This is a genomic window from Hoylesella buccalis ATCC 35310, assembly GCF_000177075.1.
Classification (GTDB): domain Bacteria; phylum Bacteroidota; class Bacteroidia; order Bacteroidales; family Bacteroidaceae; genus Prevotella; species Prevotella buccalis.
On the sequence record NZ_ADEG01000080.1, the window covers coordinates 1 to 14921 of the forward strand.

General features: G+C 46.3%; 8 protein-coding genes and 1 pseudogene. 3 read left to right on the forward strand and 6 right to left on the reverse strand.

The annotated features are described in order from the left end of the window. Nucleotides 1-467 precede the first annotated feature (467 nt). The 6 genes and pseudogenes from cdaA to ccsA form a co-directional block, all read right to left on the reverse strand. The gene (gene cdaA / locus HMPREF0650_RS08285) at nucleotides 468-1244 is read right to left on the reverse strand and encodes a diadenylate cyclase CdaA (protein ID WP_004349962.1); all 777 of its coding nucleotides are present in this window, start codon (nucleotides 1242-1244) and stop codon (nucleotides 468-470) included. 226 nt (nucleotides 1245-1470) lie between these two features. Continuing rightward, a complete protein-coding gene (gene folP, locus HMPREF0650_RS08290; protein WP_004349963.1) occupies nucleotides 1471-2322 on the reverse strand; it encodes a dihydropteroate synthase in 852 nt (283 codons plus the stop codon). 227 nt (nucleotides 2323-2549) lie between these two features. Continuing rightward, on the reverse strand, nucleotides 2550-2744 hold the full coding sequence (locus HMPREF0650_RS08295) for a hypothetical protein (protein ID WP_004349965.1): 195 nt from the start codon (nucleotides 2742-2744) through the stop codon (nucleotides 2550-2552). 17 nt (nucleotides 2745-2761) lie between these two features. Beyond that, nucleotides 2762-6022: a hypothetical protein gene (locus tag HMPREF0650_RS08300; protein WP_004349967.1), complete on the reverse strand. Its 3261-nt coding sequence runs from the start codon at nucleotides 6020-6022 to the stop codon at nucleotides 2762-2764. 298 nt (nucleotides 6023-6320) lie between these two features. Beyond that, on the reverse strand, nucleotides 6321-9182 hold the full coding sequence (locus HMPREF0650_RS08305) for a hybrid sensor histidine kinase/response regulator transcription factor (RefSeq protein WP_004349968.1): 2862 nt from the start codon (nucleotides 9180-9182) through the stop codon (nucleotides 6321-6323). A gap of 783 nt (nucleotides 9183-9965) precedes the next feature. Beyond that, a pseudogene (gene ccsA / locus HMPREF0650_RS12780) lies at nucleotides 9966-10184 on the reverse strand (cytochrome c biogenesis protein CcsA); the annotation flags it as partial. Between the two features lie 348 nt (nucleotides 10185-10532). Between ccsA and HMPREF0650_RS08315 the strand changes: the two are divergent. From HMPREF0650_RS08315 to HMPREF0650_RS08325, 3 genes are all read left to right on the forward strand, one after another. Then, nucleotides 10533-12617: a TonB-dependent receptor gene (locus HMPREF0650_RS08315; RefSeq protein ID WP_040562955.1), complete on the forward strand. Its 2085-nt coding sequence runs from the start codon at nucleotides 10533-10535 to the stop codon at nucleotides 12615-12617. Nucleotides 12618-12714: 97 nt separating this feature from the next. Continuing rightward, on the forward strand, nucleotides 12715-13950 hold the full coding sequence (locus tag HMPREF0650_RS08320) for an MFS transporter (protein ID WP_004349972.1): 1236 nt from the start codon (nucleotides 12715-12717) through the stop codon (nucleotides 13948-13950). Further along, nucleotides 13947-14741, forward strand: coding sequence for a uroporphyrinogen-III synthase (locus tag HMPREF0650_RS08325; RefSeq protein ID WP_004349974.1), 795 nt, complete (start codon nucleotides 13947-13949; stop codon nucleotides 14739-14741). The genes HMPREF0650_RS08320 and HMPREF0650_RS08325 overlap by 4 nt, the downstream gene beginning before the upstream one ends. Nucleotides 14742-14921: the final 180 nt, after the last annotated feature.

Genomic DNA, 14921 nt, shown 5'->3' on the forward strand with positions numbered 1-14921 from the left:
AATGTATAAGGCTCGCGCCAAAGACACGCCTATCATGCCAACTTCGTTTTCTCTGTTCAGAACGAAACTCCAGAATTTAAAAGTTTTCTCACCTTTGTTCGTTTCTAGTAAGAATTGAACGGTTCGTAAATGTTCACCCATGAGCATCTTTAACAACACTCATGCTTCTTGTACTACTTCTGTCTTTATGTAAATCTTTTCAAAGATCGCTTCTTTGTGTCGCTAACGCAGCTTTTAGTGCGAAAGCGAGTGCAAAGGTAATACGAAAAACAATACCCTCCAAACAAATGAGCAAAAAAGTTTGAAAAAAGATAGAGATTTAACGTTTATTTGTATTTAAGGAGCCTTTCACGATTGTTTTCACCTTATTATATATAAGGCTTCTATTTCAGCAAACCCACTACCATAGACTTTCTATTCCTCCCCTCATCCTTCGTTCAAAAGCATCGGAAAAAGCATACCGAGGGTCAAGCCTCCATTTCCTTGGCCAACAAGCTCTCCAATTCTTCTGCCGACAATCTCAACCGAAATCCTCCCTTCATGGCCACGCTGATGCGACCTGTCTCCTCAGAAACCACAACGGCAATGGCATCCGTGTTTTGCGTAACCCCTGCTGCAGCCCGATGGCGCAATCCCAACTCTTTTGGTATACTCAAGTCGTGCGACACTGGCAAGATACAGCCGGCAGCTTTGATGCGCTTTTTGGAAATAATCATGGCACCATCATGCAAAGGCGAATTCTTGAAAAAGATATTTTCTATCAGTCGTTGATTTACCTTGGCATCGATGACATCGCCCGTTTCCACGATATCGTTCAAGGGCATTCCTCGTTCAATGACAATCAGTGCCCCCACATGGCTCTTAGCCATACTCATGCACGACAGCACAATGGGTACAATGGTTTCCTTATCCTCCTCGCCTTGTTTATCGCTATTGGTGAAAAGCCTGGAAAAAGCCTGGAAGCGCTGGTGCGCACCCAACTCATACAAGAAACGACGAATCTCTTCCTGGAACAGGATAATCAAGCCGATAACTCCGACGCTTACCAGCTTGTTCATAATGGAACCCAGCAGACGCATCTCTAATATTTGACTGACAAACAGCCAGATGAAGATAAATATCAATATTCCGATAAAGACATTGAGCGAACGGCTTTCTTTCATTAACCGATATACATAGTAGAGCATCAATGCCACTAACAGGATATCAATGATATCTTTCGTTCCTATTTCGAATGGAATCATTTTGTGAGTTTTTGAGTTTGTGAGTTTTTTTAGTTGACAAGTTAACGAGTTAACAAGTTGACGAGTTGATAGCTCTTTATAGTTGACAAGATGACAAGATGACAAGTTAACAAGCTGATAGCTTCGCGACCCAAAAAGCTAATCACTCCCCTCCCCTTTGGGGAGGGGTTGGGGGTGAGGCTGTTGAGGGAGAGGCCATTGGGGGTGAGGCTGTCGTTGTACCCCATCACACCCCTTGCATTCTCTCATAAATCTTACAGGCTTCCACAGCCTCTCGTACATCATGTACGCGCAGAATGGCAGCACCCTTCTGCAACGCGATGGTGTTGAGTACCGTCGTTCCGTTTAGAGATGTTGTAGGATCACCACCCAGCAACTTGTATATCATACTTTTGCGCGATATCCCCACCAGCAACGGCAAGTCAAGTACCTGCAAACGCTCCATGTGATGATAGATCTTGTAGTTCTCGTCGAGCGTTTTTCCAAACCCAAACCCAGGATCCAGGATGATATCTTTCGCACCCAGGGCATACAGCTCCTGCGTCTCCCTGGCGAAAGCAATCAGCATGTCATGCAGATTCGATTTCACCGACATGAGGATATATGGCACCTGAAGCCGTGCAACGGTTTCAAACATGCTCCCTTCCTCGTGTATCGGTGTGTTGACAATACCGGTGAGTCCACCTTCAGACACGTCATTGATGATGTCAGCGCCCCACTCTTCTACACATCGACGGGCCACACGAGGCCGATAGGTATCAACCGAAACAATAGCTTCCGGCCGCTCGCGCCTAACGATGGCCAAAGCACGGCGAAGCCTGTCCATCTCCTCTTCCTCTGTCACCTCAAAGGCACCGCCGGGACGTGTGGAGAACGCACCCACATCAATCATCTCTCCACCTTCTTCTATAATCTGGTTGGTGCGCTGGGCAATCTCTACTTCCGTCTGCTTTCTGCTCCCTTGGTAGAAGGAGTCGGGCGTAACATTAAGAATCCCCATCACCAACGGTTTCGATAGGTCAACCAACCTGCCGCGGACGTTGATTGTGTAACCTTTCTTCGCATCCATGTCTTCCATAAAATTTATCTTCTTAGCTGCCGACGCACGCCATTTACGGTGCGGCGAGCGTTATCACGGCCTTCTTTGCAAAGGTAAGACAAATAGAGGAAAAGTCAAAGCAAACCATCCTGTTTTTATGTTTCTGTCATCATACTCGAAAAAGATGTAGCATAAAACAGATCCGGACAAAACTCATCGCCCTGCCCGGATCACCTAAACTAAATACACATCGTAATGAGGAAAGTTTAGTAGTCGAAATCTTCTGGATCCCAAAGCTTGTATTGATGATATCTGCTATCTGTTAAATCCTCAAGCTCCTCATCCTCTACTTTAAATTCAAATTGCTTGCTGTCTGCATGGTCATAAGGACTTCCTTGCATCAACTGCCCATAACAAGTGTTGACGGATATAATTTCCGGTGCTATATATTGCTTCTTCATAACGACTTCCTCCCTAACTATTTTACGATGATTTTCTTTCCATTCACTACATAAAGTCCACCTGGCAGAGTCACGGTCTGGGTTTCACCTCTATCAAGGCTCACTGACCATACCATCACGCCATTGCTGCCATAAACTTTCACCACGGTGGCCTCTCTTGCCGAAGCCGTTAGGCTTCCCTCTCCTGGAACAATAGCCAAATCGGGTACTGCATTCGTGTCAGTAATGCCGGTTGGCGTACCAAACTCTTCGTCAAGAGTTGCCCAGAAGGAGAACAGCTTGGCAGGAGCACCCGCTGAACTATACTCGTAGTATGCACGGAATGGATATACATAAACATACGGGAATTCTGGCCTTAGATTGGTAGAACTCAAATACATGTTCTTCGCAAAATAGAACACTTTCTTTGCAGTCCTGTCGATTTTCTTTCCAGCATACGAACCGTAATTATGGAAGTTGTAAGTCGTTGCACCTATCTTGCCTGTGGCGGTCTCACCACTGAATGTGTATTCAGTAGCATTCATCGCACTTCCCTTCGTTGCCATGATGTCAGAACCTTTCTGTTTGGCTATGAACGAGATGTTCGCATCCGTAGGAGCCGTCGTCACCTCTACCATGTATGGCACATTGGCTTCTGTGTGTGTTTCTGTAATCAGGTCGAATTTTGCCTTACCGCGATAACTCTGGGCAGAGGCGTACTCTCCATCATCCAATGCCAAACAGTTTTCTGGTGTCATCTTGCTCACTTTGAACGAGCACTGTCCATCTTCGTTGGTATGAACCCCATCTGTAACCTCCAAGGTAAATGGCAGAACCACCGTTGCGTAGGCCACCTTGCCATTGGCAGGAATGGTAATCTCACGCTTATAGCTTGCGTAGTTCTCTGCTGGGACGGTAATCTTGTAAGGTGCGTAGAAAGGCTGACGGTCGGTTATCACGATGTTCTTGCATGCTCGATAGTCGCCGCTCTGGGTCTTCTGAACATAGTTATCCATCTGGTAGCAGGTGCGTTCTGGGAAGTAGATGAGGCAGTTGGGGTTGAGCAACGACTTCATCTCATTCATCTCGCTGGCTTCAGGGATATGCACGGAGTATAGGTTGGTATAGTCCAAATAGAGAACTTGCATGCCCGTGGCTTCAACGCCCGCAATACCCTTTTCTGGATTGCCATAAAGCTCATCTATCAAAGCCTGCTTCATCATTGGCACGGTCAGGTAAGCTCTGCCAGTAGGAATTTCTTTACCCGTTTTCGCATCCAGCGCCTTGAACTCGCCACCATACATAGGAAGTTCTACATCATTGCCGTCACGGTTATAGCAAGTCTTGTCGTAAAGCTTGGTCAGTACACACTTAGCCACATAGTCCTTTGTCTCCAGCTTCAGATCCATGAGATAATAAGCATAGTAACGGTGTTCCGTGGCTGTGGTCGGTGCAACGTTCCATCGGGTTTCATCGGCAGTAAACAAGTAGCAGGGTTTTCCTTCACCCACCTTGATTACTATGTCATCGGCAAAGCTTCCTCCCTGTTTCTTATAGAGAGCCTCCGAGTAAGGATATTCCTGCAACTGCGTCGCACTGCCCGAGGTGTTTGTGTTGCTCAGTTCATCAATGTTGCTGTATTTGAACGCCTTATTTCCGCACATGGATGTAGCAATCTTGTCAGATGCAGGCTCGTTGCCGGTAGTACTATACTGTTGTCCGTCGGTATCGTTGTAGTATTTTGACTTCACGAAGAAGTAGCGGGCATGGTGGGGATCTGTCTGCTGATAGGTCTCGTCACCGTATTTGCTGTACAGGTTCTCGAATGTGAAGCGGCACTTCTGTTCCCCGCCTCCAAAGAAGTCTTGCGGCACATAGAAGACAAACTTGCCACCAGACACCTGGAAGTCGTTACTCGTGAACTGTTGCATCAGTGTAGGACCATTCTCAACCATCGAGTGACAGATGATGTCAATGTTGTTGATGAACGGATTGAGCGCCTCAAGAGTTAGCTCGAAAGTAAGTAGCGCCTTTGTATTCTCGGCAAGTCCCTCAACAGAGAACTTAATGGCATCGTTGTTTAGATTAGTCAGCTCCACTGTCCCGTCAGCTCCACTGTTTACGGTTCGTGTCTCTGCAATCTCACCCTTGTTTGTGCTGTACACCTTCAGTGTGTAAGGCGATGGCGTGAAGGCTGGGTTAAGTACTCTTTTACCATTATCTCTTATGTTTCCTGCCGGAGCTGCCGTCCCGTAATGATACTTAATCTTGGCACCAGTGATGCGATAGCCCAAAGGCACCGCAATGCCATTCTGTGTGACGGTAGCGGTTGGAGACTCTATATAATAGGTGTTATTGCCTAAGGCATAGTACAACTGTCCGCCATTCCGCAAGGCTTGAATGTCTCCTTTTCCTGCGGTTGTGGGCAGCTTGCCTCCTGCCACGGCATTCTCCTGATAGAGCCAGTTGCTGGCTGTGAGTTCCTCCACATTCCTGTAATCGTAGCTATAAAAGGTTTTTCCATTCTTGGTATGAGGTTTTATCTCCCCCAAATCCAGCTTACCTGTATTGAAAGGAGAACCTATCATGTTCACGCCCTGACTGACGATGTCTGCAGGCGAGCTTGGTGTCACCTTGGCATCGAAGACGCCTTCGGCTGTGAAATAAAGTTCACACGACTTCAAAGTAACACCATAGAACTCCTCTACATTATGATGAAGCAAGAAATAGAGGTTGTTACCCATATCCGATTGATTCTTACTGGTACGCGCTATGACGTACTCTTTCGTATCGTTGGTTCCTGGCATGTTTCCCGTAGTGACCTTGTACCCTTTGAAGTCGAAGTTGCTACCCGTTTCATAAAGCTGTTTGTTGATTTTACCCAGCTTCAAGCCACTGACGGTCTTGCCGTTGACATTGTTCAAGAACACCATGCGGTAACCCGTGAACCGATAACCTTTCGGCAAGGAAATACACATGTGCAACTCTGTCGTCAGTGGTTTGCCAGAAACGACAACATACTTACCTTGTGACGCATCTAAGACAATGTCACCTGCTGGATCTGTCAGCACGCCACTCTCTGAGATGTCGCCCTTGTCGGAAACAGTAAGCGTCAGCGGCAACTGCTCATGCCTCCACAGCGAGCTCCAACCTCTTTCAAAACCTAACTCACCTTCATAGGTGAGACCAGCGACCAACTTACCCGTTGTAGGGCTGATGGTCACATTCTGTGCTACTGCTTGAGTAACATTCAATTGGCATATCCATATACCAATGAATAAAGCTAAAATTTTCCTCATACTGTTTGTTTTTAGCAGAACTCCATATTGTCGTCCTGGGTGTGATTATTACGATTTAATTTGTGCCATGCACTTTTCATGGAGCAAAATTAAACAGTATAAGGACTGGTAGGTAGGACTATTCTGCCTTAATATAGGAGTTATCTAACATAATGCTTGATGACATTTAGGACTTTTCGTCCAAAATAAAAACGCAACTTGCTTGTTTTCAACGAACTAAAAGTCCTAAATACATAAAAAGCGCACCTTTCAAAAAGATACGCTTTCATAAAAAATTACGAGCAACTTGTCACTTTTTTTAAGATGGCAATCGACGATATTGTGACGGCATCACGCCATATTTTTTCTTGAATACTCGTGAGAAATAAGCAAAATCTTCAAATCCACATTTCAATGCAATCTCTCCGATACTCATATCTGGCTCCACTTTTAACATGCGTTGCGCTTTCTCCAATCTAATCTTTTGAATATAAGCACTTGGATTTTCACCAGTGATGGCCACTGTTTTTGACCTTAATTGTTTGGGAGTCATGCACAAGTCGGCAGCTACTGACTCCACGCTTACCGTTCCGTTGTTCATGTGAATATATACATAATCAATGAATTTGTGTAAGAACTCCTTATCCAACTTGTTCAGGGCCGTCATGTTATTGACATGAACATTTGACGAGAGTGCATATTTTTCTCGCATTACCTCCCTTTGCCTAATCAGGTTTCTAATTCTCAACTTTAACTCGTCTGCACTAAACGGTTTTACAAGGTAGGCATCGGCTCCAGCCTCTAATCCCTTTAATTTATCAGCATCGGTACTGCGCGCTGTAATCATAATCACCGGAATATGATTCAACACCTCAGACATTTTGATTTCACAGCACATTTCTAACCCATCTTTTCGTGGCATGAGCAAATCGGTGAGAATCAAATCTGGCATCAAACTTAAAGCTTTCTCCAGTCCTTCTACACCATCATGAGCAAAATACAATTGATATTCATGCCCTATCTGCATGCCGATGTATCTTGCCACATCGGCATTGTCTTCCACCACCAACACCGACACAGCGTTCTCATGAGTTGTTTCTGGTTCTTCAACAGATTCTTCTGGCATTTGATTGAAGATGGGTTTCTCTGGTTCGTACGCTTCAATAGGCTTGATGACAGCATCCTGACGGGTGGCTTTTAAGGGCAAGATCACCGTAAAAGTAGTACCTACTCCCACTTCACTTTCTACCTCAATTGTTCCATTCATTGCCTCCACAAGTTGCTTCGTCAATGCCAAGCCCACGCCCGAGCCAACATCTGCCGACGGATTTTGTGATTGGTAAAACAGGTCAAATATATAAGGTATATCGTCCGATGGAATTCCTTGTCCATTATCTCTCACCACCAGTTTCAGTTTATCTTTTTCTACTTCCACACTTGCTCTCACCATTCCATGTGGGGGCGTAAACTTAATCGCATTTGACAGTAAGTTACGCACAATCTTGGTCAGATAGCTGGGTATAAAGTCCATCATCACAGTAGATTGCTTAGCAGTGAACAGAAATTCGATGTTTTTATCTTGTGCCAATATTTGATGACACTCTGCCAGCATCCTTATATAAGTTACCGCATCCCCATGTCGATACAGCGGTTGATTTACAACCGACTTTTCCTTCGCTATATCCAACAGTTGGTTAACCAAGTCGAGGAGTCCATTGCCCTGCCTCAATATCATACCACCTGCCTTTTTCAGTTGCTCCTTTGTCGTCAGTGCTCCGTCGGTCATCTGTCTGCCAAAACCCAGAATAATTGTCAACGGCGTACGGAACTCATGCGTGATATTCATGAAGAAATGATCTTTGGCTTGTTGTATTTGTACTTGCATTTTATGGTTTTTAGACCTGATGCGTATCACATACCACAAAAATACAATGATGACCGCACAAAGCAAGATAATGCAAAGACCACTCAACAGAAACACTCTCTTGATTCGTCGCTCTTGCTCAATGTCATGCTTCATAGTTTGCATCTGTTGCTCTCTGCTTTCACGTTCATACTTGATGCGGATGTTCTGAATGTGCTGTATTTTCTTTTCACTGATCAAACTGTCACGATACGCTTGGCTTTTTTTATAATTCACGAAAGCCTGCTTGTTGTCGCCTCGTTTGAAACACATCTTGGACTTTTCATGATACAAGGCTTCCAAATCCTCCCATGCACCCAACTGCTCAGCTACAGGTTCTGCCTCTTTCATGTAATGTGATGCCATAGCCAAATCACCTTTGTCTATATTTGCCCTAATGAGTGAAATGACTGATTCCATCCAATGCCACTGGTCACCAACGCTCCTCAATATTGCTTCAGCATGCTGATATTTGGCAATCGCCTTATCCCATTGACCAGCCTTCTCTTCCAATCTTCCTAAATGCAGCCAGCACAACGCAACTCCCAAGCGCGAACCTGCTTTTTGATTCAGCTGCATTGATCTTTTGTAGTACCACCGTGCCGAATCTATTTTCTCCTGCGATTCCAACAGAGAACCCAAATTAGCATAATTAATGGCTTGTCCTAAGGCACTTCCTAACTTTTTCTCCCCATCCAAGGCCATCCTGAAAGCATTCTCAGCAGCCTCAACATTGTCAAGTGTGAGATGCACATTTCCAATACCATTTAACGAAACCACTCTGTTTTTTTGGAATGTGAAACTTGTATGATCGCTATATTGATCACATAAGTTTAACGCCTGATAATGTGCTGACGAAGCCTCTTCCAGTGCACCTATCCGTCTATAATCAGTCCCCGTCTGATTGAGAGCTACAATTGCCTCCAGCGTATCAGCCTGTTCCCTGGCAAGCTCATACTCTTTTTGATGAGCTGTCAAGGCTTGATCAAACTTGCTTGAATCACGATAAGCGGTTCCTAAGAACCGATAACAAAGCATCATAGCACCCCGATTGTGTTCCTTACGGTATTGCTCAAGCCGACGTTGCAATGAATCAATACTCCCCAAAGCCTTTAGCTCTTTCTCTAATTGTTCTTTCTCAAAAGTTGCTTTGTCTTTCTCCTCACTTCGAGAACAGCCAATCAACATTGACATGGTTAATAAGAACATGCAGAAAGAAGTAAGCAACTGCTTGATATTAACCTTGCGATAGGTGCCAAAGCTTTTGTTTCGATTCATTGTATAATCAGGATTTCTCTTGCAAAAATATAAATAAATACACGAAATCACAAAGAATCTTTAATAATTATGCCTACAAAAACAAGAATGTTTTATTTATGAAATGTTCTTCTCGTATTTAACCTCAAACGGAACGTTCTATTGTAAAATGTCTTTGGCCACAACGGTTTTTTAACACAAATGCCGGCCGTTTTTTCAACCAACTTGTTCCGGTATTGAAAATAAGCCCAAAATAACGAAGTTTTATTATCAACCTGATTATTAGTGAGTTATACTATTTTCGAATCTAAAACACAATTAAAAAGTGAAGTGTTTGGGGCAAAAAATCATTTTTATATGCGAAAAAGTGCTTCTATCTCATGTAAATTGGGATGCAAAGTCATACAGGTTGGGGGGCAAAAGCATGATAATAGCCAACTAATAGCATGGGAATATGGCGCAAGATGATAATTTCAAGGTTTTAAAACACCGAAACCATCATCCAATTTTATCTATTTTGCGATTTTATTTTGTAAAAGAAAACGAACTTATTTAACAATCAAAAGTTTTATTAACACAACAAGCAACCTTGGCAACCATTCTGCAATCTTTTCACAGATTGTCGTAAATGGTTGCTTCATTCGGTCAACACCTTGATTATATAAGACAGCAAGGTTGTTTTTATTTACACCACACACCGTATTTAGATGAAAGAACTGTGGCAAAAACGAGTATCACCCAACTCGAGTGACACATGATGCCTCGCCATACAAAACACCATATAAAACCTGTTGGTTGCATTTATCAAGCATAGCTGTGCATCCCACCCAGCACGTAATTGACACCACAATAAGTCATCAGCACCGTCAAGAAAGCTAATACGATATAGACATGCAAGAATATTGGACGGCGAAACGCTGGCAATGACTGTTCGTTGAACGTCAAGGAATAAACCAGCATCGTGATCAATGCCCATGTTTCTTTGGGGTCCCCCCCCCAGTATCGTCCCCACGAAACCCTTGCGATAGGCGCCAAAGGTTTTGTGTCGATTCATTATATAATCAGGATTTCTTTTGCAAAAATATAAATAAATACACGAAATTACAAAGAATCTTTAATGTTTATAGTTCTATTTGTTCGAAATAGATGCAGATCGAGCTACCTCTGAACAAGGAGGTTTATAAACAAACCATGCTGATGACAGGTCATCAGAAAAAGCTAAACTATTTGATGAGTTTTTTTGGGTGACACGATGACGAAGTCAGAAAAAAAATGGATATGTCAATAATCCTTATAAATCAGGATTGTAGATGAGAAAATTTTAAAATAATTTTGCAGCGTATTAAACAAATATTTACAATTACATTGCACATGAGACTCTACACGATTTTATTTGGTGCTCTGCTGGCAATCAACGCTGTGGCGGAAGAAACCGACACCATCAAGATAGGCAACGAACTGGAAGAAGTCTCCATCGTGGGATTCAAACAAGACAGGGCATCACTCTCGCCTGTCTCGCAGTCATCGGTGGGAAACCTGTACATCAACAACAACCAGTTGGACGGTGTGCGGGAACTGAGTGGCAGACTGGCCAACTTCTACATGCCCGACTATGGGTCTCGACAATACTCACCTATTTATATTAGGGGCATCGGCTCAAAGACCAGCACGCCGTCGGTCGGCGTGTATGTGGACGGCATGCCCTTTTTCGACCGCTCGGTGCTGGACATGGACTTGTTTGGCATCAGCAAGGTGGAGGTGTTGCGTGGCCCGCAGGGCACGCTCTTTGGGCGGAACTCCACGGCGGGGCTCATCAATATCTATACCCTGTCGCCCTTGGACTACCAGAACGCTATGGCAAAGGTAAGCTACGGGTCGTACAACGACATTCAGGCCATGGCATCGGCATACCAGAAACTATCGGGCAACTTTGGCATTTCGGTAGCTGGCAGCTACCACCATAATGACGGCTACTTCACGAACACCTACCTGAACAAAAAGGCCGACCCGATGGACAACGGTACATTTAGAATAGGGACGGCATGGAAGCCATCGCAAAGATGGACCATGCGATACTCACTGAGCCTGGACTACATTGACCAAGGGGGCTTTCCATACGCCGCATACGATGCCAAGAAAGACGAGCTGAAAGACATCAGCTACGATGCACCTTCGGGGTACAGACGGTTTGTGCTGACAACGGGCATGAACTGGCGCTATGACGGGAGCAGACTGAGCTTGAACAGCCAAACCTCTTTCCAGCACAGCAACGACAAGGTGTCTATCGACCAAGACTTCACGAAGCGCAAAATGTTCTTCGCCACCATGCCTCTTAGGCAGAACATGTTCAGCCAGGAGCTTACGCTCCGGTCGAGGAACGACACATGGTTCCACTGGATAACGGGCGTGTTCGCATTTACGCAACACAAGAACTTCTCGACCACCATCGACTACTACACCCCAAGAAACCCGAAGCGTGCCGCCGGCGTGAAGGAAAACAACAACGAGATACCGGTTTACGGACTGGCTGCCTACCATGTCTCACAATTCGACCTGTACAAGGGACTATCTGCCTCGGTGGGCATTCGCTACGACTATGAAACATCAAAGGTGGAGAATGAGACCTATTGGACGCCCACGGGTAAGAACGGTACCAACGCTACCAAGCTGGCCGACAGCTACGACAGCAAGATGCACTCGAGCCAGGTGACGCCCCGTTTCACCCTGAAGCAGCAGTTCACACCCGACAGGATGGTGTATGCCACCGTGGCGCGAGGCTACAAGCCCGGTGGATTCAATGCCGCGAAGGAAAGCAGCAACGACCGCTCGTTTGACCCGGAATACACCTGGAACTACGAGGTTGGAGCGAAGCTCAGCTTCCTTGACAGCCGTCTGTCGCTGGAGGCCAGTGCCTTTTACGTTGACTGGAAAGACCAGCAACTGTCGGTCATCATCCCTGCGGTAGGCGCCGTGATACGCAACATCGGGCACTCGGACAGCAAAGGGTTTGAGATAGCTGTGGGCGGACAGCCCATGGCAAACTTTTTCCTGCACGCCAACTATGGATACACCTATGCACGCTTCCTGGCAGCCAACACAGGAAAGAAATCAAACTTTACAGGCAACATGCTTCCCATGGTGCCGCGGCACACCCTGTCAGTCAATGCCAACTACTCGATGTACCATGTGGGAATGATTGACAAGCTGATGCTGAATGCCAACCTCACGGGCGTGGGCAAGATTTACTGGCGCGAGGACAATGAGAAGTACCAGCCTTTCTACGCGCTGCTCAACCTGAAAGTGGCTGCCACCAAAGGACATTTCACCTGGGAGGTATGGAGCAAGAACACCACCGCAACCCAGTACATGGCATACTATTTTGTGTCTTCCCAGAAGATGGCACAGGCTGGCAAGCCTTTCTGCATTGGCACCTCATTGGTGTACACGCTCAAATAAACAAGTCGAGAGCCCAACAAGGCGGTAACATCGTGGCCATGGCCGCGACTCACCGCTGGGCTTGCATGACCAATCCATTCCAACCAACACAACGTATATGCCCAACAAGAACAACGCCCAACTTTTAGGTACTTTCTTCAGTCTGTACATTGCGCAGGCGGTGCCCATGAGCTTTTTCTCCACAGCGTTGCAGGTGATGATGCGCCAACAGGCCTTCTCGCTGACAACCATCAGCCTTCTGCAACTCATCAAGCTGCCGTGGATACTGAAATTCCTATGGTCGCCCATCGTAGACCGACAATGTATGACGGTGAAAGACTACAAACGCTGGATTGTATCGTCGGAAATAGTGTACGCCGTGCTGATACTGGGTGCGGGAATACTAAGGCTTGAAACCAACATCCAGCTCATCATCATCCTGGTATTCCTGTCGCTCATCGCCTCTGCCACACAAGACATCGCCACCGACGCACTGGCCATACTCTCTACGCGGAAAGAGCAGAAGAGCTTTGTTAACGGCATGCAGTCGATGGGCAGCTTTGGTGGAAGCCTACTGGGCAGCGGCGTACTGCTCATGGTGTTGCACCACTATGGCTGGAATGTCGTGACCATTTGTCTGAGCGGCTTTGTGCTGCTGGCACTTGTACCCTTGCTTGTGAACAAGAAGCTGCAACTGCTGCATGCCAAGGAGCCAGCCCACAGGGCCAAATGGAATGACATCATCTGGTTTTTCACCAATCGAACCGTCTACCCGCAGATAGGGTTCTTGCTCCTCTACTATGCCAGCATCATGGGACTACTGTCGGTTGTAAGGCCCTATATGGTAGACCTTGGCTACAACATGAAGGAGATAGGCGCGCTCAATGGCATCGTGGGCATCTCTGCCGCCATGCTCGTTGCCTATCCCGCCAGCATGCTAATCAGACGCTGGGGTGCGGAGAAAGTGAAAGTGATCTTTGCCGTCTTAATCCTGCTGGCAACCGTTTACTTCACCTTGATGTCGTGGTCTACACCCTCGAAACCATGGCTCGTCGGGGGTATCATACTTCTTTGGGCCTGCTATGGCATGGGGACAGTGGTGGTATACACGTCGGCCATGTTCTGTGTGAGGAAAGGACTCGAGGGAACCGACTTCACCATACAGATAGTTATCACGCACATCAGCGGACTGCTCATGACCATAGCCAGCGGAAGAATTGCAGACCGATTGGGCTATAATGGCCTTTTCTGCATAGAAACAGCCATTGCCACACTCTCACTCTGCTATGTAACCTACTTCTTCTGCCGCGCCCGACGTTCTCAAAAACATATTACAAAACCACATGACCTATGAAGAAAAACATCCTGATTACAGCTCCACGTCACTATACGCAAAGACTGCTAACGGCCTTCGAGAAGTACAAAGAAGAAGTAGAGGTGACCAACATCGCCATGGTAGAATCAACTTTCGATACGGCGAACGATGAGATGCAGAAGCTATGTGCTGACTTGGACATGTTTGATTTCGTGGTGTGCCTCAGCCGAAAGGCCATTGACGCCATGCACAACTGCTGTGACCGTGCAGAACAACTGGGCAAGACGCAGTTTCTGGCCATTGGAAAAGACAACGAATACCTACACGACGTGCTGGGTGTAACGCCTCCGTTCATCTCAAAAGAGCCAAGTCCCATAGGCATCGCCCATGCGCTGAAAGAGCATGGCCTCAACGAAGGATGCCGCCTGGCAGCCCTCGCACCTGCGTTTGTTGGCATAGAAGAGCCTCGAACCGTTCCCGACTTCATGGCAAAACTGAGCGAACTGGGCGTACAGGCCCACCGTGTTGATGCCTACGTCAACATGGCAACAGAGCTTTCTGCAAGGAAACAAGCCTACGACCTCATCATCGACAAGCGCATTGACTGCGTAGCCTTTACCAGCGGAAGCGAGGTGATGGCATTCAACGATGGACTGAGGGAAGTGTATGGCACCGATGCCTGTTGTATTCTCAACGATGTGGCTATCGCCTGCATGGGGCCATACACCGCCATGCAAGCCAAGCGCATCGGACTTAAAGTGGACTGGGTGCCTTCCGAGTTCAACTCTTTTGATGACTTCACAGCCTGCCTCGTTATGCATTGGCGATAATCAGCAATGAGGCCTACAATTGCCACAACGTACTTCTTTGAGGACGCAACGATTCCCAATCCCCCTCCAAAAAGACCATCAACACATCGTATATCGCAGGCTCCGTCCTTGTCAGCAATTCCATAACCGAACGATCTACACCTTAGACCGAGGGTTGAGTCGATTACAGATGATAATGTG

Excerpts from the sequence above, each read along its gene's own strand:
- cdaA (WP_004349962.1), bottom strand. The coding sequence starts at position 1,244 with ATGATTCCATTCGAAATAGGAACGAAAGATATCATTGATATCCTGTTA.
- folP (WP_004349963.1), bottom strand. The coding sequence starts at position 2,322 with ATGGAAGACATGGATGCGAAGAAAGGTTACACAATCAACGTCCGCGGC.
- HMPREF0650_RS08295 (WP_004349965.1), bottom strand. The coding sequence starts at position 2,744 with ATGAAGAAGCAATATATAGCACCGGAAATTATATCCGTCAACACTTGT.
- HMPREF0650_RS08300 (WP_004349967.1), bottom strand. The coding sequence starts at position 6,022 with ATGAGGAAAATTTTAGCTTTATTCATTGGTATATGGATATGCCAATTG.
- HMPREF0650_RS08305 (WP_004349968.1), bottom strand. The coding sequence starts at position 9,182 with ATGAATCGAAACAAAAGCTTTGGCACCTATCGCAAGGTTAATATCAAG.
- HMPREF0650_RS08315 (WP_040562955.1), top strand. The coding sequence starts at position 10,533 with ATGAGACTCTACACGATTTTATTTGGTGCTCTGCTGGCAATCAACGCT.
- HMPREF0650_RS08320 (WP_004349972.1), top strand. The coding sequence starts at position 12,715 with ATGCCCAACAAGAACAACGCCCAACTTTTAGGTACTTTCTTCAGTCTG.
- HMPREF0650_RS08325 (WP_004349974.1), top strand. The coding sequence starts at position 13,947 with ATGAAGAAAAACATCCTGATTACAGCTCCACGTCACTATACGCAAAGA.